This window comes from Nocardia sp. NPDC055165, assembly GCF_053606985.1.
Genome location: NZ_JBSGSS010000026.1, coordinates 1 through 25,698, shown reverse-complemented (window position 1 = coordinate 25,698; position 25,698 = coordinate 1). Strand labels below are relative to the sequence as shown.

23 protein-coding genes and 1 tRNA gene are annotated in these 25,698 nt (G+C 67.5%); 8 read left to right on the top strand and 16 right to left on the bottom strand.

Annotated features, from left to right (window positions below):
* The first annotated feature begins 2 nt into the window (after positions 1 to 2).
* Positions 3 to 362, top strand: coding sequence for a GntR family transcriptional regulator (locus tag ACWFRF_RS33210; protein WP_379312063.1), 360 nt, complete (start codon positions 3 to 5; stop codon positions 360 to 362).
* Positions 363 to 433: 71 nt separating this feature from the next.
* On the opposite strand, the gene ACWFRF_RS33205 is transcribed toward ACWFRF_RS33210, so the two are convergent.
* Both ACWFRF_RS33205 and ACWFRF_RS33200 read right to left on the bottom strand, forming a co-directional pair.
* Positions 434 to 664 carry a hypothetical protein gene (locus ACWFRF_RS33205; protein ID WP_379312057.1) on the bottom strand — a complete coding sequence of 77 codons (231 nt, stop codon included), beginning with the start codon at positions 662 to 664 and terminating at the stop codon, positions 434 to 436.
* 174 nt (positions 665 to 838) lie between these two features.
* On the bottom strand, positions 839 to 2,446 hold the full coding sequence (locus ACWFRF_RS33200; protein WP_379312058.1) for a dolichyl-phosphate-mannose--protein mannosyltransferase: 1,608 nt from the start codon (positions 2,444 to 2,446) through the stop codon (positions 839 to 841).
* Positions 2,447 to 2,623: 177 nt separating this feature from the next.
* Here ACWFRF_RS33200 and rsmI point away from each other — a divergent pair, with 177 nt between their 5' ends.
* Complete coding sequence (gene rsmI, locus ACWFRF_RS33195) at positions 2,624 to 3,493, top strand: 16S rRNA (cytidine(1402)-2'-O)-methyltransferase (RefSeq protein WP_378993328.1); 870 nt, start codon at positions 2,624 to 2,626, stop codon at positions 3,491 to 3,493.
* Between the two features lie 23 nt (positions 3,494 to 3,516).
* Here the strand turns inward: rsmI and ACWFRF_RS33190 are convergent, their stop codons facing one another.
* From ACWFRF_RS33190 to ACWFRF_RS33160, 7 genes are all read right to left on the bottom strand, one after another.
* The gene (locus ACWFRF_RS33190; protein WP_378993229.1) at positions 3,517 to 4,644 is read right to left on the bottom strand and encodes a glycosyltransferase; all 1,128 of its coding nucleotides are present in this window, start codon (positions 4,642 to 4,644) and stop codon (positions 3,517 to 3,519) included.
* A gap of 79 nt (positions 4,645 to 4,723) precedes the next feature.
* The gene (locus ACWFRF_RS33185; protein WP_452454065.1) at positions 4,724 to 5,713 is read right to left on the bottom strand and encodes a GAF domain-containing protein; all 990 of its coding nucleotides are present in this window, start codon (positions 5,711 to 5,713) and stop codon (positions 4,724 to 4,726) included.
* Positions 5,714 to 5,722: 9 nt separating this feature from the next.
* Positions 5,723 to 7,591, bottom strand: coding sequence for a putative bifunctional diguanylate cyclase/phosphodiesterase (locus ACWFRF_RS33180; RefSeq protein ID WP_452454064.1), 1,869 nt, complete (start codon positions 7,589 to 7,591; stop codon positions 5,723 to 5,725).
* A gap of 23 nt (positions 7,592 to 7,614) precedes the next feature.
* Positions 7,615 to 9,747, bottom strand: a complete 2,133-nt coding sequence (locus ACWFRF_RS33175) for an Rv1355c family protein (RefSeq protein WP_452454062.1) — start codon at positions 9,745 to 9,747, stop codon at positions 7,615 to 7,617.
* Positions 9,744 to 10,460 carry a hypothetical protein gene (locus ACWFRF_RS33170; protein WP_452454060.1) on the bottom strand — a complete coding sequence of 239 codons (717 nt, stop codon included), beginning with the start codon at positions 10,458 to 10,460 and terminating at the stop codon, positions 9,744 to 9,746. Before ACWFRF_RS33170 ends, ACWFRF_RS33175 begins: the two co-directional genes overlap by 4 nt.
* A 205-nt stretch (positions 10,461 to 10,665) precedes the next feature.
* Positions 10,666 to 11,106: an AraC family transcriptional regulator gene (locus ACWFRF_RS33165; RefSeq protein WP_378635974.1), complete on the bottom strand. Its 441-nt coding sequence runs from the start codon at positions 11,104 to 11,106 to the stop codon at positions 10,666 to 10,668.
* On the bottom strand, positions 11,103 to 11,546 hold the full coding sequence (locus tag ACWFRF_RS33160) for a GyrI-like domain-containing protein (protein ID WP_378993237.1): 444 nt from the start codon (positions 11,544 to 11,546) through the stop codon (positions 11,103 to 11,105). Before ACWFRF_RS33160 ends, ACWFRF_RS33165 begins: the two co-directional genes overlap by 4 nt.
* Before the next feature lie 190 nt (positions 11,547 to 11,736).
* Here ACWFRF_RS33160 and ACWFRF_RS33155 point away from each other — a divergent pair, with 190 nt between their 5' ends.
* On the top strand, positions 11,737 to 13,986 hold the full coding sequence (locus tag ACWFRF_RS33155; RefSeq protein ID WP_452454058.1) for a hypothetical protein: 2,250 nt from the start codon (positions 11,737 to 11,739) through the stop codon (positions 13,984 to 13,986).
* 54 nt (positions 13,987 to 14,040) lie between these two features.
* Here the strand turns inward: ACWFRF_RS33155 and ACWFRF_RS33150 are convergent, their stop codons facing one another.
* Entirely contained in the window at positions 14,041 to 14,967 is a 927-nt protein-coding gene (locus tag ACWFRF_RS33150; RefSeq protein WP_449970366.1) for an alpha/beta hydrolase, read from the bottom strand.
* Between the two features lie 327 nt (positions 14,968 to 15,294).
* Here ACWFRF_RS33150 and ACWFRF_RS33145 point away from each other — a divergent pair, with 327 nt between their 5' ends.
* Entirely contained in the window at positions 15,295 to 16,779 is a 1,485-nt protein-coding gene (locus tag ACWFRF_RS33145) for an MDR family MFS transporter (protein ID WP_452454056.1), read from the top strand.
* Positions 16,780 to 16,848: 69 nt separating this feature from the next.
* Here ACWFRF_RS33145 and ACWFRF_RS33140 read toward each other — a convergent pair whose 3' ends face one another.
* The 6 genes from ACWFRF_RS33140 to ACWFRF_RS33115 all read right to left on the bottom strand — a co-directional run bounded on the left by ACWFRF_RS33140 (position 16,849) and on the right by ACWFRF_RS33115 (position 23,145).
* Positions 16,849 to 18,618 (bottom strand): glycosyltransferase family 39 protein, encoded by a 1,770-nt coding sequence (locus ACWFRF_RS33140; protein ID WP_452454054.1) that lies wholly within the window; start codon positions 18,616 to 18,618, stop codon positions 16,849 to 16,851.
* 320 nt (positions 18,619 to 18,938) lie between these two features.
* Positions 18,939 to 19,011 (bottom strand) — tRNA-Ala (locus ACWFRF_RS33135).
* Positions 19,012 to 19,109: 98 nt separating this feature from the next.
* The gene (sepX, locus tag ACWFRF_RS33130) at positions 19,110 to 20,120 is read right to left on the bottom strand and encodes a divisome protein SepX/GlpR (protein ID WP_452454052.1); all 1,011 of its coding nucleotides are present in this window, start codon (positions 20,118 to 20,120) and stop codon (positions 19,110 to 19,112) included.
* A 136-nt stretch (positions 20,121 to 20,256) separates the two neighbouring features.
* A complete protein-coding gene (locus ACWFRF_RS33125; protein ID WP_358109313.1) occupies positions 20,257 to 20,907 on the bottom strand; it encodes a GNAT family N-acetyltransferase in 651 nt (216 codons plus the stop codon).
* Positions 20,908 to 20,919: 12 nt separating this feature from the next.
* Positions 20,920 to 22,179 carry a molybdotransferase-like divisome protein Glp gene (gene glp / locus ACWFRF_RS33120; protein ID WP_378993248.1) on the bottom strand — a complete coding sequence of 420 codons (1,260 nt, stop codon included), beginning with the start codon at positions 22,177 to 22,179 and terminating at the stop codon, positions 20,920 to 20,922.
* A 39-nt stretch (positions 22,180 to 22,218) separates the two neighbouring features.
* Positions 22,219 to 23,145: a UTP--glucose-1-phosphate uridylyltransferase gene (locus ACWFRF_RS33115; protein ID WP_378993251.1), complete on the bottom strand. Its 927-nt coding sequence runs from the start codon at positions 23,143 to 23,145 to the stop codon at positions 22,219 to 22,221.
* Positions 23,146 to 23,277: 132 nt separating this feature from the next.
* Here ACWFRF_RS33115 and ACWFRF_RS33110 point away from each other — a divergent pair, with 132 nt between their 5' ends.
* From ACWFRF_RS33110 to mscL, 4 genes are all read left to right on the top strand, one after another.
* A complete protein-coding gene (locus ACWFRF_RS33110) occupies positions 23,278 to 23,895 on the top strand; it encodes a 5-formyltetrahydrofolate cyclo-ligase (RefSeq protein WP_452454049.1) in 618 nt (205 codons plus the stop codon).
* 71 nt (positions 23,896 to 23,966) lie between these two features.
* Positions 23,967 to 24,284, top strand: coding sequence for an FmdB family zinc ribbon protein (locus ACWFRF_RS33105; protein ID WP_378993253.1), 318 nt, complete (start codon positions 23,967 to 23,969; stop codon positions 24,282 to 24,284).
* A 90-nt stretch (positions 24,285 to 24,374) separates the two neighbouring features.
* Complete coding sequence (locus ACWFRF_RS33100) at positions 24,375 to 25,043, top strand: SAF domain-containing protein (RefSeq protein WP_452454047.1); 669 nt, start codon at positions 24,375 to 24,377, stop codon at positions 25,041 to 25,043.
* A gap of 148 nt (positions 25,044 to 25,191) precedes the next feature.
* Positions 25,192 to 25,638 carry a large conductance mechanosensitive channel protein MscL gene (mscL, locus tag ACWFRF_RS33095; protein WP_378993257.1) on the top strand — a complete coding sequence of 149 codons (447 nt, stop codon included), beginning with the start codon at positions 25,192 to 25,194 and terminating at the stop codon, positions 25,636 to 25,638.
* Positions 25,639 to 25,698 lie beyond the last annotated feature (60 nt).

The following is a 25,698-nucleotide window of genomic DNA, read 5'->3' as shown; positions in this document are numbered from 1 at the left end:
TCGTGTTCCACGTCGAGCTGTCCACCGATTCCTCGCAGCCGCCCTACGAGCAGCTGCGCATGGCCGTGATCGAACAGGTCCGCGCGGGCACCCTCCCCGCGGGCACCAAGATCCCCACGGTCCGCGCGCTGGCCGCCGATCTCGGCATCGCCCCCAACACCGTCGCCCGCGCCTACCGCGAACTGGAGTCCGACGGCGTGCTCGAAACCCGTGGCCGCCAAGGCTCTTTCATCGCCTCCTCCGGCGACCCCACCCGCGATATCGCCAGCCGCGCCGCCGTCGACTACGTGACCACGGTCCGGCGGCTCGGACTCGACGACACAGCCGCCGTCGAACTTGTCCATCGCGCGTTGGGTAACTAGCGCCGATCGGTGCCGCTCACACCGAGGGAAGTAGCTCCGAGCTCCCTCGGCGTGAGCAGAGCGATGACCGATCAGGCAGGGTAGTTGAGGAAGAGCGTGATCATGCCGTCCGGGTGAGTCAGGTGGCAACTCGCATTCGCACCAGGATTCTCCCGCAGGTAGTCGGATTTCGCCTGGCTGCAACCATCGGTCGTGGTGTGCTTACTGATCTCGATCGGCCGATCATCGGCGATGGCGGGTGCGGCAGCGATACCCGCCGCGCCGATCGCGATGGCGATGGCAGCAATAGTCTTTGCGATCAATGGATTTCCCCTCCAGAGTGTTTCACATCAGCGTTGGTCCTCGACAAACTTGATCGAGCGACAGTTCTTTCACCGCGAAGAAATCGCGAAAGCCCCCAGCTTTCAAGGGCTTTCACCGCGAGGCAAAAGTCCCGTCGTCGAGCATAGCGCGGTCTTAGCCGTTCGTCGACGGGTCTAGCGCCAACTGGGTAGCCACAGGTGGTCCTGCCAGTTGGCCGGGGTGATCGGTTGGCCGGTGAGGATCGGCCACAGCCAGACGAAGTTCGCGATCACCACGCCGAGATAGATGCTGACGATCAGCAGGCCGAGCGCGTAACGCTCGTTCACGGGGGCGGGGAGGTAGGTGCCTGTCGGACTTCGCGGTATCCCGGCGGGTCTGGCCGAGCCGAGTATGTCGCCAAGGGCCAACGCTGTCCCCATCACCAAAAACGGTGCGAGCACCACCGCGTAGAAGAAGTACATCTGCCGATCCAGCGTCAGGAACCACGGCAGCAGCCCCGCGCCGTAGCCCACCAGCACCGCCGCGTAACGCCAGTCGCGACGCACGACCGAACGCCACACCATCCAGCAGATCAGGGGCAGCGCCAGCCACCACAGTGCGGGCGTGCCGACCGCCATCACTGCCTTGACACATTGCGGCTCACCACAGCCGGTCGCATTCTCGGGCGGCACGTAGTAATAGAGCATCGGGCGCAGGCCCATCGGCCAGGTCCACGGCTTGGACTCCCACGGATGGTGGTTGCCCGCCGAATTGGTGAGACTGGAATGGAAGTCGAGGGTCTCGCCCTGGTAGTACCAGAGCGAGCGCAGCGCGTCGGGCAGGAACGCGAACGCGCCACCGCTGCCGACCTGATTGCCCACCGCGTACCGGAACACCCCGTTCTCGCTGGCGAACCACGCCCAATACGAGGACAGGTACACCACCAGCGGAATCACCACCAGCGCGTACAGCGCGGGCCCCACGTCGCGCACCATCGCGCCCAGCCACGGTTTGCGCACCCCGTACGCGCGGCGCGCGCTCACGTCGAAGGCCACGCTGAGCAGGCCGAAGAACATGATGTAGTAGATGCCCGACCACTTGGTGCCGCACGCGAGCCCGAGCAGCACGCCCGCGCCGAACCGCCACCAGCGCACGCCCAGCCGCGGACCCCAGTCCGAGACGCCGACCCGCCCGGCCAGATCCGCGCGAGCCATCCGCTCGCGCATTTCGTCGCGGTCGACTATCAGACAGCCGAACGCCGCGGTGACCAGCAGCGACATGAAGATGTCGAGCATGCCGATGCGCGAGGAGACGAAGGTCAGGCTCTCGGCGATGAGCAGCACACCCGCGAACGCGCCGATCAGCGTCGAGCGGGCCATCCGGCGCACGATCCGCACCACGAGCAGCACCAGGATCGTGCCCGCCAGCGCCGCCGTGCCACGCCAGCCCCACGCGTTGTAGCCGAAGATCGCCTCACTGAGGGCGATGAACTGCTTGCCGACGGGTGGGTGCACGACCAGGCCGTAGGCGGGGTTGTCCTCCACACCGCCGCCGGTGACCATCTGCCAGGCCTGTGGGGCGTAATGCTTTTCGTCGAAGACGGGAGTGCGCGCGTCGGTCGGATAGTTCAGGTTGATGAACCTGGTCAGCGCGGCGATAACGGTGAGCACCGCGGTGACGAGCCAGCCGCGCGCGGTGTCGAGTGGACCGAAATCGGGGGCCGGGCGCAGCGGCGCGGGACTGACCGACGCCGACACGGGACGCGACGGAGGCATCGCGCGCTCATCGGTCACCGGGATCACGCCCCGATCGTAGGCGGTGCCACCCACGAAGTCCGACCCGACACTTGTGCCCCCTCGTTTCCCCACCTACGCGCCCTCGGGCGCGGCTCCCCCGCCTGACAGAATGAACACGCGCCATCTACGCACGCGGCTTACGGGCGACCGGATACCGCTTGGCCGCACTGCTCGCCGCACTCGATCGCCTGCGGGGAGAACTTACCGGAGAGGTCGGACAACACTGTGTTGGTCTTAGCGGCAACCCCCATGGGCGACATCGGCGACGCCTCGCAGCGACTGCGCGACGCGCTCGGTTCGGCCGACGTGGTCGCGGCCGAGGACACCCGCCGCACGAAATCGCTCGCGAAGGCGCTCGGCGTCGAGATCACCGGCCGCATCGTCAGCTTCTACGACCATGTGGAAGCCGCCCGTATCCCCGCCCTGCTCGACGACATCGCGAGCGGTCTGACAGTCCTGCTGGTCACCGATGCCGGCATGCCGTCGGTGAGCGACCCCGGCTATCGGCTGGTCGCCGCCGCCGTCGACCGTGATCTGCCGGTCACCTGCCTGCCCGGCCCCTCGGCGGTCACCACCGCGCTGGCCCTGTCCGGTCTCCCGGTGGAACGCTTCTGTTTCGACGGCTTCGCCCCGCGTAAGGGCGGCCAGCGCCGAGAGTGGTTGCGTACCTTGGCCTCCGAACAGCGCGCCATCGTCTTCTTCGAAGCACCCCACCGCCTGGCCGACTGTATGGCCGACGCGGTCGCGGTCCTCGGCCCCGACCGTCGCGCCGCCATCTGCCGCGAACTCACCAAAACCTACGAGGAGGTCGTCCGCGGCACGCTCGGCGAACTGGCCGCCTGGTCCGCCGATGGCGCCCGCGGCGAGATCACCGTGGTTCTCGAAGGCTCCCAACCGGTTTCGGCCGAGCCCGCCGAACTGGTCGACGAGGTCGAGACACTGGTGGCAGGCGGCATGCGGCTCAAGGACGCCTGCGCCGAGGTCTCCGCAGGCCGGGGCGCCTCCCGCCGCGAGCTCTACGACGCCGTCCTGGCGGCCCGCTCGGAGAGCTGAGCCCGAACGCCGAGCCTGCCCGATCAGCGACCCAGCACCGCGAGCATTCCCGCGACCGCGCGCGGCCAGCCGAATTGCTCGGCGCGCGAGCGGGCAGCTCGACGGCGGCCGGAGGTGGGCATGGCCAAGACATCGGTGACAGCCTGCGCGAAGGCACGGGGCCGATCAGCGGCGATGGCCCCGCATTCGGCGGTGACGATATCGGCGAGGGCGGACGAGCGGCTCGCCACGACCGGAGTGCCCGCGGCCAAGGCCTCCAGAGCAGCGAGGCCGAAGGTCTCGTGCGGGCCCGGCGCCAGTGAAACGTCCGCGGTGGCGAGGAGTTTCGCCACCATCGCGCGTTCGTTGATGAAGCCGGTGAAGTGGACCGCGGGCTCGCCACCGGGCAGGGCGGGCAGGGTGCGGGCGCGGCGTTCGAGCGATTCGCGCCGCGGCCCGTCGCCTGCGACGACCAGCCGGGCGGGTACGCCGGCGCGATGCAGGGCGCCGACCGCCTCGATACTGCGGTCGACACGCTTCTCCACCGACAGCCGACCGCAATGCACCAGCATCGGATGCCCGGCGACGCCGAGATCGGCGCGCAAGCCGGAGTCACGGCGTCGTGGACTGAACAGATCGAGGTCGACCCCGAGCGGGACCAGTTCCACGTTCGGCGCACCGATCCGCAGGAATTCCTCCCGCGCGAAGTCGGTGGTGCACACGACCATGTCGTAGTCGGCTGCCGTGCGCCGGTTGGCCACGTCGGCGCAGCGGCGCGCGGCGGGTCCGGGCAGGAACTGGCCGAGCAGCCGGTCGAGGCGCTCGTGCGAGATCATCACGCTCGCCACCCCGCGCCGCCCCGCCCACCGGCCGAAACCGCGCAGCGTGAGCCGGTCCGACACCTCGAGCACGTCCGGCGACAACCCGGACAACACGTCGGCCACCCGCCGCGGATCCGCCGCGCGATACCCACCTGTCCACGGAATTCCCAACGCGGGCAGAGTAATTCGCAACGCACCGGTGGGCAGAACCTCTTCCGAACGCCGCGACCCCGGCACGATCAGCACCACTTCGTGCCCCGCTGCCACATAGCCCTCACCGAGGTGGTGCAGGGCAGTGCGCAACCCACCCGATCGCGGGCCATAGAAATTGGCAAGCTGCACGATGCGCACACGCCGATCGTCGCGCCGCGCGGGTTACCTCCGGGTCCTGCCCGAGGAACGGGAGGTGAACAGCGTCGAAAGATGCGGCTCAGTGCGCGACGAGCGAGCCGTCACCGGCCGACCACACCCGCAGCAGCCCGTGCCCCGTACCCATGGCCACCAGTTCGGCCTGCGCGGTGATCCACTCCCCGACCGCGAACCGCACCCGCAGCGCCAGTCGCCTGCCGGTACCCGGAGTGCGGGCCAGGTCGCGGCAGGCGCCCCGCAACGTGGCGAGATCATCAGGATCGATGACGGGTCGCTCCACCAGCCAGCGATCCAGCGGGGGCAGCGGTGGTCCGGCCCATTCGTAGATCAGGGCGCTGGTCAGCTCGATGATGCCGACACCCACACCGCTGCTCTGCGAAACGGCGCGCAACATGGCCGTATCGGGATCGGCGGCGGGCTGGGCGGTGTCGAGCTCGGGAATCGCGTGCATCAGCGCGCTGATCCGGCGTTGCGCGGGTACCGCCCTGGTGATCATCTGGAAGTGGCGGACCTCGTCGTCGTCGCCCGCCATGTCGACCTCGCCCTGCCACAGGCCACCGTCGTCGATGCGCGCGACCATCGCGAAGTACTCGATGCGCCCGTCGAAGCGCGCCATCCGGCCGAATGCCTCGGGCGGCGTGCGGATCACCCGGACCTGTTCGGGGTCCCTGGCGAAGACGAGTTCCTCCAGGCCGGGTCCGTGATGGGCGAGCTCGGTGTCGGCATCCCAGTCCCAGGCGGCGACTCGGCGCGGTGGCGGGATCGGGGTATCGACGGCTCCGGCCCACAGCCGCACCCCGTGGACGCCGCCGTAAGCGCACGGCACCGGCTCGGTCACCACCAGCGTGTCCGCCTCGACCAGGCGCTGCGCGTGCCCGTCCGCGTGGCAGCGCCGCACCGCCTCTGTCGCGATCCGCGCGCGGGACGGGCCGAGAACCCGACGCAGCGAGCCGAGCCCGGACCAGTGCCTCGGGTGCGCGCCCGCGGCGACCACCGTCGGCTCACCACCGGGGAGAAGGGTCTCCACCAGGAGCCAATCGTCGGACGGCATCGCCGCGATTCAGCTCGACGCCACGCCACGACCCGCGCGCGGCAGGTCGAGGTCGAGCGGGATACGTCCTTCGCGCAGGTGCGCCTCGACTTCCTCACCCGGCATCGGCCTGGCGATGAGGAACCCCTGCGCGCGGTAGCAGCCGAGACCGACCAGCGTCCTGGCCGCCATCGGCGTCTCCACTCCCTCGCCCACCACGCCGAGGCCGAACGACCCGGCCAGCCCGATGATCGACTTCACGATCGCCAGGTCGTCGTCGCTGTCGCCGAGCCGCTGCACGAAACCGCGGTCGATCTTCACGGCGTCGACGGGCAGCGCCTTGAGATGGGAGAGCGAGCTGTAGCCGGTACCGAAATCGTCGATGGCGATCTGCACGCCCATCCGTTTCAGGCCGCGCAGGGTGAGTCTGGTTCGCACGAGGTCCTGCACGACGACGTGCTCGGTGATCTCCAGGCAGACGGAACTGCCGTCGATGCCGTACAGGCGGAGAATGTCCTCGATGCGCTCGACGAAATCGGCGCTCACCAGCTGGACCGGGGACACATTGATCCGGATCACCACATTGGCGGCCAGGCCGCGGCGGCGCCAGTCGGCGAATTGCGAACACGCCGACCGGATCACCCACCGGCCGAGTTCGCCCGCCAGGTTGGTGGCCTCGGCGACGGCGACGAACGCGCCGGGCGGCAGGAGTCCGCGCGTGGGGTGCTGCCAGCGCACCAGCGCTTCCAGCGCCACGATGCGTCCGGTGCGCAGGTCGACCTCGGGCTGATAGTGCAGCACCATCGACCCGTCGGACACCGCGCTGCGCAGGTTGACCTCGACGTCGTCCTGTAACTCGAACTGGACCCGCATGGCGTCGGTGAACACCGCGATCCCGTTGCCACCACCGGATTTCGCCGAGAGCAACGCGTGGTCGGCACGGCGCAGCACGTCCGACACCGTCGTCTCGCCGGGCACACCGAGCGCCACGCCGACGCTGACCCCGCGGCTCACCGATTCCTGCCCGACCGAGACCCGGCGCCCGACCAGCTCCTGGATCCGGTTCGCCTCCAGTTCGGCGGCCACCGCGTCCATCGTCTTGGCGGGCACGATGACGAACTCGTCGCCGCCCAGGCGCGCGATCATGTCCTCGGGGGCGAAGTTCTTGCGCAACCTGGCCGCGAGCGTGCGGATGAAATTGTCGCCCGCGTTGTGCCCGAGGAAGTCGTTGAGCGCTTTGAGCCGATCGAGGTCGAGGAAGAAGGTCGCGACCGGACCCTCGTTCCCCGGCGCGAGCCTTTCCTCCATGTGCTCGAGCAGCGCGCGCCGGTTGGCCAGGCCGGTGAGATCGTCGTGCGAGGCGATGTAGCGCAGCCGGTCCTCGGCCTCCACTCTGGCCTGTAGCTGGGCGAACAGGGCCGCAATCGCCTTGAGTACATTGACCTCGCGGGTGGTCCACGCCCGGTCACCGCGCCGGACGAAGCCGAGCGCGCCGATGGACACCCCGCGCGAGACCAGGGGAACACAGGCGGTCACCATCGAGGGCATGCCGGTGGTCTGCCTGATCATCTCCTGGTAGTCGGGGTATTCGTCGCCTCGGCTGACGATGATCGGCTCGACGGCGTTCTCGCTGGCCAGGAACAACGAGTCGGCCTCGGCGAAGTCGATGACGTGTAAGGGGTCGGGGTCGGGCACGTAGGGCCGGCGCGGCCATTCGGCGATCAGCACGGTCTGGCGCTGCTCACGCACGGTGTGGCGCAGATAGGCGAACTCGACGTCGAAGTAGTCCACCAGGCTCGCGAGCACGCGCTCGCTGGCCACGACCATGGTCGTGGCGTCGACGCCCATCAACTCCGAGGCGACCTGCGTCACCAACGAGTCGAGGTTTCGCCGAGGCACCGTTTCTCCGATCGTGCTATCTGTCAGTTCCCTGAACCGAGTACCGGGAGCCTGGCGCTCCGTACTGTCGGCGCGGGCGCATAGCTCAGTCGTAATACTGCCGTGACCGTCTCGTGCCCGGGAATTCCCATCAGTGCGGAGAACCGTTTGTGGATCGAGGCCAGTGTATCTGTGAATCCTGCGGATACGTTGCGCAAATCGTTGTCGTCACGGACGTAGAGGAAAACCGGGGACATCGGCTGGACCGCGAGGCCCAGCTTCTGCGCGGCAATCCACACGCGCTCGACGGCGGAACCGCCACGCACATAATCGGCCAGATCGGCGTCGGCACCGGCTGGGCAGGTGACCGCGATCAGCGCCGAGCCGGACGAAATCCGCTGGCGCGCGTAGTCGCCCAGCGCCGCGCCGCCGGACCAGTTCCGCAGGTAGGCCATCACATCGGCACGCCCGCCGATGGCCAGTTTGGCGTACTCGTCGGAGGCCAGCTCCATGGTTCGCAGGTCGAGCCCGGTTCGTAAATCGTCAGCGGGCCAGCGCAATTCACCGAACATCTCCGCGTGCAGCCGGGGCGTCAGGTAGCGGACGCGGTCGGATTCGGCGAGGAGTTCGGCGACCTCGCCGAGCCCGGCGCGATCGGTGACCCCGCGCACGAACGCGCCTTCCGCCGCAGCCGAAACAGCCAGTGCATCAAGCACTTCCGGTGCCATGGCGCGTCCGTCGCCGAGGTGCCGGTTGGTGGCACGGGTCAGCATTCCAGGGTAATCGGCGGCCAGTTCCGGGTCGGCCCGCGCACCGAGGTGCAGCACCGCCGACACGGGCGCCGTACCGCCGAGCACGATCTCGTGCGTCCCCAGCAAACCCTGAGCTGCGGCGGCGACGCGGGCGTTGTAGAGGGCCGCGCCGAGAGCCACCGCGCTGCCACGGAATCCGATATCCATCCCGGAGGTACGCGCCGGGTCGACCGCGAGATGCACGGCGGAACCGTCGACGCGCACCACCCACGGCTGCGCGTTGCCACCCGACGGCGCGCGTTCGATGCCGTGCAGGATGCGGGCGATCGATGTGCGCGGCTCGTCGAGCTCGTCGAGCGGCACGGCGTCGGCCGTGAATCCGCGGTCACCTCGATCGGGCTCGCCGAGGCTGTCGAGCTCGCGCTCGAGGTCGACGCGAATTCGCCCGGACGGCAGCGCCTGATCGAGGCCGATCCGGCGCACCGCCGTGGCGATGATGGCAGCGCCGAGCCCCACATCGCTGCCGAGCTGGGGCCACGTGGTGACCGTCTCGTCGATTTCGGTGAGGCTGGCGGCGAGCCGGGCCGAGAGCTGATCCGGGTCGAGGATCCGCATCACGTGCGGAGCCTTGTCGCGGTTCGACAAGCCGCGCAGATCAGCTCTCGTCGTCTCACCGAGCAGGCCGTGGAACGGCGGCCGATCGGGTTCGAGATCGAATCGCTCGACATCGAACAGACCTCGATCATTGGTCTCCATCAGCACCGGGATGCGGTGCCGCCTGGCCGCCTCGCGGGCGGCGAGTTTCACGTCGAGGGAATCGCAGACCTCGACCACCACCGACAGCCCGGTCAGGAATTCGTCCATCGACGACTCGTCGACGCCCGCCGGGAAGATCTCGACGGGCAGATACGGGTCGAGTTCGGCGATCCGCCGGCCGGTGACGACACACTTGTTGAGCCCGATGTCGAACAGCCCACCGGGAATCCGATTCAGATTCGACAGCTCGACGGTGTCGAAGTCGGCGATCCGCAGCAGCCCGCAGGCGCCTTCCAGCGCGGCGACGTAGGCGATCTCGTGCCCCGCGCTCTGCCCGATGACGCCGACCGCCTGGCCGCGCAGCTGCCGTTGCTCGGCGATGGTCAGCTTGTTCCGGTTGCGGTCCTGCCGAACAGCGCGAAACGCGGTGGCGCCGACGATGGCGACCAGCGCGCGGCGCCACGGGTAGTACACCCAGCGATCGTCGGCCGGGTCCGCGTCGGGCGCGGCTTTGAGCCGGGCCAGTTCCGATCGCATCGCGGGACGCAGATCGCTCACCGAGATACCGGGGAGCTCCCGCAGGCGCGCCAGCTCGGCCGCGTCGGCGGGGACCGCGTCATCGAGCACCGACGCTCGGAAGACGTCGGTGGGCGCGAGGTCTCGGATCATGGGCGTCGCACTTCGAGCAGTTGCGCGCGCTCGACGTCGATCAGATCGCGCTGGGTCGGCGTCGCCGCCGACAGATCGGACAGATCCCACCAGACCGGCACGGTGGTGTACCGCTCGTCCGGGTAGGACACGGCGGGAATGCCGGGATCCTGGCGTGCCCCACTCGATCGGTAGGACTCGAGCTGATGCAGGGGGCTGACGCCGAACCCGTACCGCACGTCGAGCAGCCAGGTGACGTGGACGACGCCGCGGGCCACCAACGCGCCGAGTTCCGGCCTGCGCGGGACCGACCGTATCGACCACCCGCCCTTGGATTCGACGACTCCGTGCGGCGCCTTGGCGTCGACGGAGGCGCGCAACGCGGCCTCGCCTGGAGTGCCGAGCCATGGGTGGAATCCGGGGATGTCGTCAGCGGTCGCATGCGGCCCGTGCGCGCGCAGGCCGGCCACCACCGACCCGTCAGGATCGATCGCGACGAGGAACAGCGACGTCGAACGGCCGTCGGCGAGGGTCTCGACATCGAGCGCGTCCTGAACTCCGTAGTGCCGGTAACCATTCAGCGCACCCTCGAGATACCGATCCCACAGTGCCGGATCTTCCGCTGGTGAACAGATGCGGACATGGCATCCAGAGCTGCTGTCGAGGTACCGCAACCCGCCCGCATTCGCACCGACCACCCGGTTATCCGAGCCGGTGTGAGCCGACACCCTCATACAACTCCGTACCTACACCCACGTCGGCTTTGTCCGACCAGCCAAAGATTTCCTACGCAGTATCCGTCATTCGGCAGGAATGCACCATACGAGTGGCTAATTTTCCGGTAACCTTCTGAGCCAGTTGAAATAATCCCAGGTCAGAACGGGTGAATGCGCGAGAGGCGGTCGAGTCAAGACCGATCGGTTCGAATTCGGCTAACTTTCAGCTATCAACCGTGATCGACACGAACAATTCCACCGTGTCGGGACCGTGCCACACTTCGATCTCCTCGCGGTAGGCGCGGGAGATCTCGGCCGACGCCGTCGCGTCGTCGACCTGGGCCCAGACGTCTTCCACCGGGTCGTGATAGTCGCCGTTGGGCGCGAAACGGGCGTAGATACCCTTGGGAACTCGCAGCATGAGATCGCCGACCGGTACGTCGTCCGGAGTCGCGTATTCGCGTGCCACCAGCGCGTTCCAGTTGCCCGCCGGGTCGGGCACGTAGACCGTGTGCAGCGGTTCGCCGCCGCCGGGGCGGTCGCGCAGCCGGTCCTTGAGGAACTCGATCAGGTCGCTGTTGCTCACTTTGAAGCTCGGGTGCACCTTCGGCACCGCCAGGCCGCCGTACAGCGCCGCGCCACGGACCACGATCGAATAGGTCATCGTGGGTCGACCGCCAGGTACAGGTCGATCTTGTAGGCGTGCGGGTAGCACTCGAAATCGCCGGTGAAGGTGCGCTTGATCTGGTTGTGCTCCTCGGCGTAGGCGATCTGGGTCCACAGATCCGTCATCACCTGCGGGAAATTACCGACCGAGGAGAAGCGCGCGTAGGTGCCGCGCGGCAACCGGGCCGCCAGATGTCCGCGAGTGACCTGATCGAGCGACTCGCACCGGTAGCCCACGATCTGGGTGTTGTACGTACTCAGCTCACCGGTGTAGTCGGTATAGGCGCTGGCCAGAGGCCCGCCGAGATCCTGATGCAGAACCGCCGACCATGCCGTCTCGAGGTCACGGTCGCGGAGCTCACCGAGTGCGCGTTTGGGACTGCGAACCGGAAGACCGGCCACCCAGGTCTCGTCCCGCTCGACGATTTCGAACTGCAATTGACGACTCTCTCGAAGGGTCCTGCTCAGGTTGCGCCATGCTATCAAACCCCACCCTAACCATATCTGAGCTGGACAAACGTCCACCACTTCCGTACGGATACCCGGCGCTATTGTTCGATTCATCTCCATGCTCTAAGCTCCCGCGCTCGTGTGGGTACGCGCGGAGCTCGAACCGCGAAAACAAGTCGTGCGGTGGGCCGGGGTCGTCATCGCCGCGGTCCTCCTCGGGTATCTCGCTGTGCTGCTGGGGGATTCGCGGCACTTCTATACCGACGACACCGAGGCGCAATACGTGCCGATGTGGCAGTTGCTCGGTACCGAATTGCGGGCGGGGCGGTTCCCGGCGATGGTGCCGTGGGAATGGATGGCGGGCAACTACAGCCTCGAGGAAGCCGGGCTCTACAACCCCGCGCAGCTGCTGGTGTACCTGCTGGCGCCCTCGTTCGACAATCTCGCGCTGTACGCGACCGCCGTGAAGTTCGTGTTCTCCGCGATCGCCGCACTCGGCGTCTTCCGCATCTGCCTGGCCTACGGCGCCCGCGCGCCATGGGCCGCGGTCGCGGGCGTGGCGTTTCCGTTCAGCGGATGGTTCCTGTTCTTCGACGAGGCCAGCTGGTTCACCTCGCAGACCGGCACCGCCTGGCTGGTGCACGCCTGGGCCTCCGCGGTCCTCTACGCGCGAGGCCGCACCGGGCCGATCCCGCTGTTCGTGTTCCTGTATCTGGCGCTGACCATCCAATACGCTTTTCCCGCAGTCGAATCCGGCTTGATGATCGCCACCGTCGCCGCGGGCGAATACCTGTACCAGCGCAGGTGGGCCCCGGTCGTGCGACTGCTCACCGCGTCCGGGCTCGCGGTGCTCGCGTCCATGATCGCCAACCTGCCGATCCTGCTGTCCTCGCAGGCCACCTGGCGCGGCGACGTCTCCACCATCCACAACGACCCGTTCCTGACCGTCCCGTGGTCGGAATCGCTCAACGCGAGCCTGCCGAGCACCGTCCCCGCGTTCACCGCGTGGTGGGGGCATGTGCAGCCGCTACCGATGGTCTACATCGCGTGGTTCGTGATTCCCGCGCTCGCCTTCATCGATTGGAAGTCCGCGGCACGCCATGCCGCCTCGTGGAGTGGCATCGCACTGTTCGCGGTGGCGACCCTGATGTGGACGGCGGGGCCGGGAGCGATCGGTCCGCTCCGGTGGCCGGCGCGCGTGTTGCCGATGCTCGCGATCGCGCTGCTGGTGCTGGTGTGCGTGCTGATCAGTCGCTACGGCGATTTCACCGCGTCGCGGCGACGGTACGCCGCGGCGGGTGCGCTGATCGCGTTGCTGTTCATCCGATCGTTCTCCGCCGCACCGAAACTCGTCGAACGCCACGCCCTCGCCGTGTTCGTGGTGGTCGGGCTCGGGGCCGGGGTGGTGTGGCTGGCGCGCACGCGCGGGATCGCCGCCGCGGCCGCGCTGACCATCGCCACGACCTTCCCGATCGCGTTCGTCCAGGTGGCGTCGGCGCCCCGGACTCCGATGTCGTACGGATTCGCCGAACAGCGCTCGGACATGACCGCCGCGTTCCCCGATTTCGGCGGTCGCACACTGCAATTGGCGGACCGGATCATGGTGCGCGACGAAGAGCGCACGCTCGCAGGCACTTACGGCTCCATCGCGCTGGGCAGCTACGCCAAGAACCTCGGATTGCAATACGTGAACGGGTACACGCCGGTCGGGCACGCCGCCTTCGCGGGCTTGCTGTGCATGGCCTGGGACGGCGGCACCTGCCCTGACGCGTACCGGAGGGTCTTCGCCGTCGAGCCGTCGACCGACACACCGATCGTCGATCTGATGCGTCTGGATCGCATTGTCCTGCAACGCAGTCAGTATCCCCATGCCGGAACCGAGCCCGCCCCCGCGGGCTGGAAGTTCGTCCACTACCCCGGTCACGAACACCAGATCTGGGTCCTCGAGCGAGTCAACCCCCTACCCTCCCCCGGCGACCTGATCGCCCACGAATCCGGCGTACACGCCACCGTCATGCCCGAGGCAGGCCTCACCAACCGCGCCACCGTCTCCTCCGGCACCGGCGGCCGAATCGTGCTGTCCCGCCTGGCCTGGCCCGGCTACACAGCCACCCTCGGCAACAGCGAAATCCCCATCCGCGCAGTAGCAGGCACCTTCGTAGCGGTCGACATCCCACCCGGCACCCACAACGCGACCCTCACCGTCACCTGGCGCCCACCCGGCCTACCCATCAGCCTCACCACAGCCCTACTGGCCCTGATCGGCATCGCGTTGCTGCAGTGGTGGTTCCGCAGAACCCGCCAGAACACCCTGCCCGAAACCCTCGAACCCGAAGCCTCGACCCCCCAACTGGTCACCGTGATACCCACCCCACCGAACTCAACCCCCACACTCCCGACCACACCGCCCAGTCCCCGCGTTCAATAACCACGCGGCGCTACCTCTCACCCGTCCCGGTGCCACTCCTCGTGCTGGAACCCCTCACCCGATAGCCCTGGCCAAATGCGGCCAAGCCTCATGCAGGTCAGCCTGGAACTGCCCCCACGTATGAGACCCGGTCGCCCGATGCACATGCACAGCCGGTATCCCCAACTGCCCCAACCGCCCGGCGAACGCAGCCGTACACGCCCCCGCGAGAGCTTCGATCGGCGGCATCGGCAACCCCCGATCCTGCGCACCGGGAAACCCCGTAGCCGCAGACAGGAAAATGGTCTTCCCCGCGAGCCGCCCCGCGTTGGCGAAGACGTCATGCTCCCGCCACCCCGGCCCACCGGGAATCCCCCACATATTCCCCGGATTCCCCCCACCACGCACCGCCTGCGCGCTGGCCATCGCGATCCCCATCGGATCCGAAGCCCACGGGCAACCGCTCAGCGCCGCCACCGCGGCAAACCGTGATCCACTCTGAATCGCCAGATCCAGCGCCGACGACGCACTCATCGACACCCCGGCGATGGCATTGCGCCCACTCGTCTCCAGCGCACCATCGATAACCCCGGGCAGCTCCTGCGTCAGATACGTCTCCCACCGCACCCGGCCGACCCCCGGATCATCGGAAATCCAGTCGGTGTACAACGTGAACGCCCCACCGACCGGCATCACCACGTTCACGAACTTGTCGGCGAAGAAGCTGCGCACGTCGGTGTCGTCCCACCACGAGATCCCGTCTACCCCACCACCGGCCCCGGTCAGCAGATACAGCGTGGGAGCCCCGGCCCCCGCCGCCTTGATCACGTTGTTCTGGATCACCCGCCCCATCGCGGGCGAGTACACATCGATCTGAGCGGACCTGCCACCCAGCGGCGCCTCCCCCGCCACATACGCCCCCGGATCGGCCGATGCCTTCGCACCCCCGAGAGCGGCAACAATCGCGCACACCACAGCAAGCCAGGTTCTCGACGCAGTCACCTAACCGGTATACCCCGCATCCCGGGGTCCACTCCGCCGAACACACCGGCGCGCCGTCGGCCGAGATCGGGCAGTGACCAGGCTCACGATCCAGCGTGAGACCAGCTTCGATATCCCCGGGACCTGCACCTTTCGATACGTCCCTGTCAGCGCGAATCCGAAAAACCAGGTGATTTGTGTCGTACCCGCCCGGAATACTGACCGGCGCCCGATGAGTTGGACCGACCGAATCCGTCTCTTCTCTTGTGGTGCCGGGACGTCGTCGACTCGGCATCGGGCCACAGCTCACGCCCCGCCGTTTCCCCATGTTTTCCGGAGGTTACCCCGATGCCAGCCGATCTATCCACGCCGACGACGAAGGGCAAGACACCGACCGTCATCCGCGTGCTGGTGCTCGCGACCTTCGTCGTCATCCTCAACGAAACCATCATGATCAACGCGATCCCGCGGTTGATGAGCGATCTCCATGTCACCGAGGTCGCCGCGCAGTGGGTCTCCACCGCGTTCATGCTCACGATGGCCGCCATCATTCCCACCACGGGCTGGTTCCTGCAGCGGGTCACCACCCGTCAGGCCTATGCGGCCGCGATGGGCGTGTTCATCGCAGGCACCGTGATCTCGGCACTCGCGCCGACGTTCGCGGTGCTGCTGATCGGCCGCGTCATCCAGGCCGGTGGCACCGCGGTGATGATGCCGCTGCTGATGACCACCCTGATGACCGTGGTGGCGGAGCAGGACCGTGGCCGTGTGATGGGCAACGTCACCCTGGCCATCTCGGTCGCGCCTGCCATGGGCCCGGTGATCTCGGGCCTTATCCTGCAGATCGCCATCCCGGGAATCGACTCCTGGCGACTGCTGTTCGTGGTGATGCTGCCGATCGCCGGTCTGGTCACCTGGCTGGGTCTGCGTCAGCTGGAGAACGTCGGCGAGCCGCAGCCGGGCACGCTCGATCTCCCCAGTGTGGCGCTGGCGGCCCTCGGCTTCGGTGGGCTGGTGTTCGGGCTGAGCAAGTTCCACGGTGACAGCTACTCCACCGCGGTACTGATCACCGCCGGTGGCGTCGCGCTGATCGCGGCGTTCGCGCTGCGCCAGGTCAGCTTGCAGCGCAACGGGACCCCGCTGCTGGATCTGCGGGTCCTGCTGCAGGGCACCTACACCAAGGCGCTGGTCCTGATGTCGGTCGCGTTCCTGGCGATGATGGGCTCGATGATCCTGCTGCCGCTGTACCTGCAGAACCTGCGCGGTCTGAGCCCGCTGGAGACCGGCCTGCTGGTGATGCCGGGTGGTCTGGCGATGGGTCTGCTCGGTCCTACCGTGGGCAAGCTGTTCGACAAGTTCGGTGGTCGGGCGCTGGTGATCCCCGGCTCGATCGGTATCGCCGCCTCGCTGGCCGGTTTCACCCAGATCTCGATGGACATGCCGTACTGGCAGCTGCTCGGTCTGCATATTCTGCTGATGGTGTCGCTGGCCGCGACGTTCACTCCTGTGTTCACCCTCGGCCTCGGCGCACTGCCGATGCATCTGTACTCGCACGGTAGCTCGATGCTGGGCACCATCCAGCAGGTGGCGGCGGCCTTCGGCACCGCGCTGGTGGTCACGGTCATGTCGGCCCGCAGCACCTCGCTCATCGAGGAGGGCACCCCGCCTGCCGTGGCCACCCTCGACGGCATGCGCCTGGCCTTCTTGATCTCGGCCGTCCTGGCGCTGGTCGTGATCGCGATGGCGGTCCTGCTGCCCAACCGCGCGGCGACCGACCCGCACGCCGCGCCCGTGCAGGACGACGTGGATGCACCGGAGCTGGTCAAGAACTGACCCGCTCCCGCTCGAACGACGAACCCCCGGCCGCATTCGCGGCCGGGGGTTCGTTCGTATCGTCCTCGCTCAGTGCGTGGGTCGGGTGGTGGTCCGATCGTCTCGCCAGAGGCCGAGATCGAAATACAGCGTGGTCATGGAATCCCACATGGTCGACCACTGCTGCCTCGGGCCCTTGCAGACCCAGACGGCGGTCATCCGGTCGATGCCGGGGGTACCGAGGGGGTCGTCGAGGTGGACGACGCGCTCCACCTCGGTGAAACGGGTACGCAGGTCGTGTTCGGCGGTGTCGAGTCCGACGTAGACCACCGACGTCGCCGAGTCCGGCGGCGGGCCGAAGAAGCCGAAGCCACGGCTCGGGCTGTACGTGGCAGGCAAGCCGTACTGTCTGCCGAACTGCTCGACCGCGCCCGCCTGCGGATAGCCCTGCGCGACGATGACGGCACCGGCCTTTTCCGCCGGCGTCAGCGTGCGGTAGCCGTCATTGACGGCGGAGACCATCGACGACCAATTGGTGTTTCCGAAGAATGCCGTCTTGAGTCCGAGGTCGATCGCATCCTCGGCCTGCGTACGCCAACTGGGCGCGAGGGGTATCACCGTGAGTGTGACAATGGTTGTCAGCACCGAGATTGCGGCGATCGGAACCAGCGCCACATTCATCCACCGTTTCCGGTCGTACTGCCAGAGACCGACGGCCCCGAAGGCGAACATGGCGGGAAAAAGGCCCCCGGGGTAATACGGCCGCCCATGCGTGATCATGACAAATGCGGTCATGATCACAAGTGCCACCGCGATAAATCGATACGGGCGTAGCGACTCCTGTTTGAAGGCCGCCCAGAATCCGACAGCGAGCAACAATGTGCCCATGATGCCCGCCAAAATGGGAAACTGCGGAAGGAATCCCACCGGGCCGTAGCCGGTGGCGTCCTGCTCGGCGCCGATGACCGCACCCATGGCCAGCTGTGGCCAATTGTGTTGTGACTGCCAGTAAAGAATCGGAATCAGGGACGAGGCGAGGATGCCGGTCGCCACCCACAGCGCGGGACGGCGCAGGACGTCGCGGGGGCCGCACAGGATGACCGCGGTGCCGAGGCACGCCCAGACGATGGGGATCATCCACTTCACCTGCATATCCAGGGCGGCAACCAATCCGGCCGCGACGATCAGCCAGTCCTGGCGAGTACGAACCCAGCGTATGAACAGCCAGGTGATCACGGCTGTGAGGGTGGCGTCGAAGGAGAACGTGCTCAGCACGACCTGGTTGGCCGCCAGTCCCGACAACGCGTACGCGGCCGCGGCGAGCATCTGGACACGGTGGTTGCCGCGCAGTTCGTAGGCGATCAGTGCCGCCACCACGACCGCGCACACGCACATCACGACGGCCGGGAAGCGCAGTGCCGTCACCGATCCCGGTGCGAGCTGGTCCGCGAGCCAAGCGAACACGGGCACCACCACGCCCTGATCGGCATAGGTGTAGTCGAGTCGCCTTCCGGCGGACAGGAAATAGAGTTCGTCACCGAAGTAGTCGTAACGGCCTGCCGTCGCGGTCAGCGCGATCGCGGCGATCGAAGCGATCAGCGCGACGCCACGAAAAGCGAACGACGGATGGGTATTCGGTACTTCTTCGGGCTCGGTGCGAGCCTCGATGACCGCTGTCATGAACTGCCTCTGATGCTTTCCAACAGACGCGTTCGACGCCCCCTCCCGTGGTGGCGCCACATCTGTTCGCTGGTGAAACGATTCCTCCCCGGCAGCGAACTTGGTGAGCGCGGGCGCTCGCGGTCCTGCGCGGATCATGTGATTTACCGAAACGTTACTGCTATTCAGCAGGGTCCGCAAATGCGCTGACGTGCACAGTAATAGCCATTTTCGGTGTATCGGCTACTACCTGGGCAGCGTTACCGATGTGACCGAGCTAACGGTTTAAGCAGTTTGCGAATAAGTGAATTCTGCTGCACAGCAAAGTGAAGCTTTCATAATGAAGGAAATTGAAAAGACTATTACTCGCCAGTATTTATTCAATCGACGAATCATGCCAAAACAATTGGGGGCATGCATTCGATCACTGTCGAGTCTAAGGTGCGTGCCGCAAGGGCACGACGGCCGACATCGGCCCGACACAGAGAAAGGGCCCGGTCAGTGACCGGGCCCTTCTGGGGTGGAGCTAAGGGGAATCGAACCCCTGACCTTCTCGATGCGAACGAGACGCGCTACCAACTGCGCTATAGCCCCGTGCGGCTCTGGTGAACCGCGCTGTGACACTGTATCAGGGGTTGCGCCCCGATACCGAATCGGTACTCTGACCTGCTGTTTTGCGTGGTTACTACCAGCTACTCGCCGACGGCTTGACCGAGGTCTTCGACCCGGTTGCGGAGCGCGCGAGACGTGGCCGGATCGAAGATCTCGAGGAACTCGAACCTCGGATCCTCGTCGTCGGTGTCGAGCAGGGTGGAGCGGCGGCGCAGGGCGCGTGCGGTGTCACGGTCCATCGTGCGACGGGTGGTGGCCGCCTCCGGGGTGACTTCAGCGGCCTCGTGGCGCTTGCCACGGACGAGGCGGGCAGCGCGCCTGCGGCGGATCTCCTCCTCCACGTGGACCTGCTTGCGCAGGTACGCGAGGTAACCCGTGAGCACGGCAGCCGACAGCCCGAACGCCCACCAGAACATCGAGTTGAGCAGCAGCCCGAACGCGGCGAACAGGATCAGGCCGATGACCAGACCCATGACCGCGCGCTGACGGAAGCTGTAGCGGGCGGCGCGGGCGATGGCATCAGCCTCGGGGTCGTAGCCACCGCGACCACGGCGCGACGGGGTGAAGTCGTCGTCATCTTCGAATTCGGCGTCGTCCTCGGCCACGAGGTCGTCCAGCCGGGCCGGCGGCGCGGGTGGGATGCGCGCGGCGACGGGTGGTTCCTCGGCGGCTTCCGCCGAGAGCGGTTGCGCCGCAACGTCTGCCGTCTCGTCGTCGTCGAGATCGGCTGTCGCGGTGGACTCACCGATATCGTCGGTGTCCACCTCGGCAACCGCTGCCTCGAGTTCGGCTGCGGGGGTCAGTTTTTCGTCGTCGTCTTCGGTGACGGGCTCTTCGGTCGTCATCCGATCCTCCGAATCAGTTCGGTGGGAGCGCTTACGCAGCACACGGGGTCGATAATCGGGGTCACTCTCGTGACCGCCTGCCGCGCCGATGCGGATCCGTCGTTCGGCCCCGCCACGGTGCAGCACGCGTGTGGCGAGCGCGGCATCGGTGGTGCGGCGGATCCGGGGATGCCGGTCCGCCAGGATCGGGAACAGGACGAAGACCCACAGCACAACCAGTCCGATCCACAGGATCGAATTCGGCATCGCGGTCATCACCTCCCGTCCCCACCTACGTGTTGTCCATCTGTGGACGCACCACTGACGTCCGTAGGTTAATTCGGGCAGACGCGCCCGTGTGGCAGGCGCGCCGTGCACACCTGCCACATGAGTAACAGAAATTTCACGGCAGCGCCGCCCGACCCTCCCTGACCAGGCGATCCACCACAGTGCCCATAACCTCTTCGACGGTCAGCCCGACCAGAAGATGATCGCGCCACGCACCGTCGACATCGAGGTAGCGGCGCAGCAGGCCCTCTTCCCGGAAACCGACATTGCGCAGAACCGCCTGGCTGGCATGGTTTTCCGGTCGCACGGTCGCCTCGACGCGATGCAGACCGACCGGCCCGAAGCAGTGGTCGAGCCCGAGCGCGAGCGCGGCCGTCGCCACACCCTGGCCGCCGAGATCCTTGGCCACCCAGTACCCGATCCAGCCCGACCGCAGCGCCCCGCGCACGATATTGCCGATGGTCAGCTGACCGCTGAACTGCCCGTCGACCTCGATGACCAGCGGGATCATCGCCCCGCGCCGGGCCTCGGCCTTCAAACTCGTCCACAGCGACGGCCAGTTGGACGCGTGATTGCGCGCCTCCCAGCTGCCGCGCCCGGTCGGCTCCCAGCGCTCCAGATGGTCACGGTCGCGCAGCCGGATCCGGCTCCACGCGGCGGCATCGCGAAAGCGCACCGGCCGCAGCGTCACCCTGCCGCCTGCCACCATCACCGGACCGAGCCGGGCGGGCCAGCCGGGATGCTGTCCGGCCCGGAATACGTTCATGGAGTCCACTGGTCAGCCGCGCTGCGCCAAGAACGCGACCTGCACTTCGTCACCGGTACGGAAATCGGTGTCGTCGGGCTCCACCACGATCAGGCTGTTGGCCTCGGCGAGGGTCGCCAGCAGGTGCGAGGAGCCCGCGTTGCTGTTGCCGAGCGGCTGCACCAGATAGTCACCGGTTGCCTCGTCGCGCAGCAGTTGCGCGCGCAGATACCCCTTGCGGCCCGGCATCGAGGTGATGGGAGTGATGGTGCGCGCGCTCACGATCCGCCGCATCGGCTGACGACGGCCGAGCGCGATCCGGATCAGCGGACGGACCATCACCTCGAACACCACCAGCGCGCTCACCGGATTCGCGGGCAACAGGAAGGTGGGCACCTCGTCGCGCCCGAGCCGTCCGAAACCCTGCACCGAGCCCGGGTGCATCGCCACCCGGTCGACCTCCAGCTCGCCGAGCCCGTCGAGGGCCTCGCGTACCTGATCCGAGGCCCAGCCGCCGACCGCACCCGCGATCACCACGACCTCCGAGCGCACCAGCTGGCCTTCGACCACATCGCGGAGCCGGCGCGGATCGGCGCTCACGATGCCGACCCGGTTCACATCGGCGCCCGCGTCGCGCGCGGCCGCGGCCAGCGCATAGGAGTTCACGTCGTAGACCTGCCCGGGGCCCGGGGTGCGGTCGATGTCGATCAGCTCGCCGCCGATCGAGATCACCGACAGCCGGGGGCGCGGGTGCACGAGCACCTTGTCCTGGCCGACCGCGGCGAGCAGCCCCACCTGGGCCGCGCCGATGATCGTGCCCGCGCGCACGGCCACGTCACCGGGCTGCACGTCGTCGCCGACGCGACGCACGTAGTCGCCCGAGCGAACCGGCTCGAAAACCTTGATCCTGGCCCGCCCACCATCGGTGAAGTCGACCGGCAGCACCGCGTCGGCCAGGGTCGGCATCGGTGCGCCGGTATCGACCCGCACGGTCTGGCGCGGCTGCAACCGGATGGGCTGACGCGAACCGGCCACCACTTCACCGACCACCGGCAGGGTGAGGTCGATCAGCTCGCCCTCCTCGTCGCGCACATCGACGCCCGCGGCGGTGACATCGACGCTGCGCACCGCGTATCCGTCGATGGCGGCCTGATCGAAGCCGGGCAGCGGCCGTTCGGTGACGATGTCTTCCGCGCAGAGCAAACCCTGGGCTTCGGATATCGCCACCCGGACCGGCCGGGGTGCGACCGCAGCCGCGGTGACCTTGATCAGCTGATCCTCAACCGAGCGCATCGAGCTCCTGAATCTATGGCGGCGGCGTATCTACCGCGTTTAGGCGACGGGCGACTGTGGATCCCACTCCGGGCTGAGCCGGAACTTCAGCCACTCGCGCAACTGCGGGCCGTATTCGTCCCGCTCGAGGGCGAAATCCACAGCAGCTCGAAGATAACCGCCCGGGTTGCCCAAGTCGTGGCGCGACCCACGGTGGACCACCACATGCACCGGATGACCCTCGGCGATCAACAGCGCGATGGCGTCGGTGAGCTGCAGTTCCCCACCCGCGCCCGGCGTGATCCGGCGCAGTGCGTCGAAGATCACCCGGTCGAGCAGATAGCGACCGGCGGCGGCCAGGGTCGACGGCGCGTCGGCGAGATCGGGCTTCTCGACCATGCCCTTCACGCGCAGCACGTCGGTCTCGGCATTGTCGGCGCATTCCTCGACGTCGAAGACGCCGTAGGCGCTGACCTGGGACTTCGGTACATCGATGGCACACAGCACCGAACCGCCACGCTCACGACGCACCCGGCTCATCGTCTCGAGCACGCCACACGGCAGCACCAGATCGTCGGGCAGCAGGACGGCGACGGCCAGTTCGTCGTCGTCGAGCACGGCTTCGGCCTGGGCGACCGCGTGGCCGAGGCCGAGCGGTTCCTCCTGCACGACCGAGGTCACGTCGAGCAAGCCCGGCGCCTTGCGCACCTTTTCGAGCAGCGCGAACTTTCCGCGCTCGGCCAGGGTGCTCTCCAGCACCAGGTCTTCGACGAAGTGGGCGACCACGCCGTCCTTGCCCGGCGAGGTCACGATCACCAGGCGGTCGGCGCCGGAATCGGCGGCTTCCGCGGCGACCAGCTCGATGCCGGGGGTATCGACTACCGGCAGCAATTCCTTGGGCACCGTCTTGGTGGCAGGCAGAAATCGCGTCCCGAGTCCGGCCGCGGGTACCACCGCAGTGCGGAAACCGGAAGTCTTGTCTGTCATGCGCATACCCTATCCATTCAGTGCCGTCCGATCGCCTCTCCGCGACGATCCGGCGTCGGCAAGAGCTTAGGCGTCCGCCGTCGGCTCGGCCGTGCGCGCAAGACATCGGATCGACGCGCGCCTGTGCAGACTATGGTGGTCGCTGTGGATATGCCCGGTGAGCGCACCAAATATGCGTGGCGCGGCGAGATCCTGGCCACTCGCGCACAGGCGGGCTCCGCCGAACACGCCGTCGACGCGGCGGCGCTCGCCGCCTCGGCAGCGGGGCTGGCCACCGACGATGACATCGTGTGCGCCTACGTTCCGGTCCGCGGCGAACCCGGAGATCTACGCATGCTCGACGCGCTGCGCGAGCGTGGCGCCACGGTGTTGCTGCCGGTGACCGGCGAGCCGGGTCCACTGAGCTGGGCGCGCTACGAGGGCGCGGATGCACTGCGCAAGGCCCGCTACGGCCTGCTCGAACCGGTCGGCGAGACCTTGCCCCCCTCGGTGGTGGCCGACGCCGCGACGATCCTGGTTCCGGCCCTCGCCGTCGATCGGCGCGGGGTACGGCTCGGACGCGGTGCCGGGTACTACGACCGCACGCTGGGCGCCGCGCGGGCGGACGTCCGCCTCATCGCTGTTGTCCGGGATAATGAACTGGTCGACCGGCTTCCCGAGGAACCGCACGATCGGCGAATGGGCTGGGTGCTCACCCCGGGCGGTGGACTGGAACGGCTGGGCCGCGACCTCCCCGTTTCGCCGGAATGAAACGGCGATTCGCGACGTTGGCAGTGTCGGCGGTAGAGTGCTAGATCGACGAGAGACTTGCGGAGGATCCTGTGCCAACTTATTCGTACGCGTGCACCGAGTGTGACAACCGCTTCGACATCGTTCAGTCCTTCTCCGACGACACACTGACGGTATGCCCGCAGTGCTCCGGGAAGCTGCGCAAGCTGTTCAACTCGGTCGGCATCGTGTTCAAGGGCAGCGGTTTCTACCGCACCGACAGCCGTGGCGGCGCGTCCACCGCGAGCGAACCGGCGAAGACCTCGTCCGAGAGCACCAGCAGCAACGGGTCGAGCGGCAGCGGATCCGGCGGCAACGGAGATTCGTCGTCGAGTGCGTCGACCAGCTCCACTCCGGCCGCCGCCAGCTGACTTTTCGGCAGTTGTCCACAGCCCCGCGGTTATCCACAGGCGGGGCTTTCAGCGACTTTTCCGCAGGCCCGCGGCTCTACGCTTTCGCCCATGACTCGCAGTCTCGCCGATCTGGGACGTGGCAGCTCCTGGCGTTTCGCCCTCGGTAATCGTCCGGCCTGGGCCGACGCGTTGCTCGTCCGCCGTATCGCCGCCGCCGTTCTCGCCGTAGCCGCCGTCGTACTGTTCGTGCGTGGCGACCTCGGTGGAGCCAGGGTCGCGGTGGTGGTCGCCGCCCGCGATCTCGCGCCCGGCCGGTTACTCACCGCCGACGATCTGCGTGTGGACCATCACGAATCGCGTTCGCTGCCAAGAGGTTCCGTCAGCGAAACCGCTCCCCTGCTCGGCGCGACGCTGACCGGCGCCATGCATGCCGGGGAGACCTTCACCGATCTGCGCGTCGTCGGCCCCCGGTTGGCCGCCGCGGCCGCGGGCAGCACCGATGCGCGGATCGTACCGATCCGGCTGGCCGATGCCGCGGTGGCTGATGTGTTGCGGGCGGGCGACCGGGTCGATGTCGTCGGTGTGGAGGATGCCGGCGCGCCAGGTGCCACCAAGCCCGCGCGGACGCTGGCCACCGACGCCGCGGTGGTACTCGTCACCGCGACGGGTGATCGGCGCGGCGCGGAACGGGTGGTCCTGCTCGCGCTGGATACCGCATACGCCGCCGCCGTGGCCGGTGCGTCGCTGCGGACGGCACTGACTGTCGTCTTCCACTGACGCCTCGCCGGTCGCCCCACGGTGTAGTTCGCGAGAAATTTGCCCGAACTCTCGTTAGCATCACACAGGAACCAAGCACACCGTTTCGCAGCATTCGATATGGAGCGCAGCGCCCCGGGCCGGCTCCTGTACGAAGGAGACATCGGCAATGCTCAAAGGTTTCAGAGACTTCCTACTCCGCGGCAACGTGGTCGACCTGGCGGTCGCCGTCGTCATCGGCACAGCGTTCGTCGCGATCGTCACCGCGTTCAGCGAGGGAATCATCAATCCTTTGCTCGCGCTGTTCGGCGGATCGAACGAGATGGGGCTGGGCTTCCAGCTCGTCGCGGATAAGCCGGCCACCTTCATCGAGATCGGGCCGATCATCACCGCGGCGATCAACTTCCTGCTGGTCGCCTTGATCCTGTACTTCATCCTGGTGGTGCCGGCGACCAGGATGAAGAAGCGGTTCTCCCAGGCCGACGAGGAACTCACCGAGAACGAGCTCCTCATCCAGATCAGGGATCTGCTGGCCGAGCAACGCGGTCGCTCGAACGGCAAACACGGCCTCCGGGCCGAGCCGGCGCAACACACCGACGGCGACAACGCCTACTGATTCCTCACTGCCACAACGAGTTCGGGTCCTGCACACCGCGGTGTCTGTCTCTTATACACA

Excerpts from the sequence above, each read along its gene's own strand:
- ACWFRF_RS33115 (WP_378993251.1), bottom strand. The coding sequence starts at position 23,145 with ATGACAGACAAGACTTCCGGTTTCCGCACTGCGGTGGTACCCGCGGCC.
- ACWFRF_RS33110 (WP_452454049.1), top strand. The coding sequence starts at position 23,278 with ATGGTGGTCGCTGTGGATATGCCCGGTGAGCGCACCAAATATGCGTGG.
- ACWFRF_RS33125 (WP_358109313.1), bottom strand. The coding sequence starts at position 20,907 with ATGAACGTATTCCGGGCCGGACAGCATCCCGGCTGGCCCGCCCGGCTC.
- ACWFRF_RS33175 (WP_452454062.1), bottom strand. The coding sequence starts at position 9,747 with ATGATCCGAGACCTCGCGCCCACCGACGTCTTCCGAGCGTCGGTGCTC.
- ACWFRF_RS33145 (WP_452454056.1), top strand. The coding sequence starts at position 15,295 with ATGCCAGCCGATCTATCCACGCCGACGACGAAGGGCAAGACACCGACC.
- ACWFRF_RS33170 (WP_452454060.1), bottom strand. The coding sequence starts at position 10,460 with ATGAGGGTGTCGGCTCACACCGGCTCGGATAACCGGGTGGTCGGTGCG.
- ACWFRF_RS33185 (WP_452454065.1), bottom strand. The coding sequence starts at position 5,713 with ATGCCGTCCGACGATTGGCTCCTGGTGGAGACCCTTCTCCCCGGTGGT.
- glp (WP_378993248.1), bottom strand. The coding sequence starts at position 22,179 with ATGCGCTCGGTTGAGGATCAGCTGATCAAGGTCACCGCGGCTGCGGTC.
- mscL (WP_378993257.1), top strand. The coding sequence starts at position 25,192 with ATGCTCAAAGGTTTCAGAGACTTCCTACTCCGCGGCAACGTGGTCGAC.
- sepX (WP_452454052.1), bottom strand. The coding sequence starts at position 20,120 with ATGCCGAATTCGATCCTGTGGATCGGACTGGTTGTGCTGTGGGTCTTC.
- ACWFRF_RS33165 (WP_378635974.1), bottom strand. The coding sequence starts at position 11,106 with ATGACCTATTCGATCGTGGTCCGTGGCGCGGCGCTGTACGGCGGCCTG.
- ACWFRF_RS33100 (WP_452454047.1), top strand. The coding sequence starts at position 24,375 with ATGACTCGCAGTCTCGCCGATCTGGGACGTGGCAGCTCCTGGCGTTTC.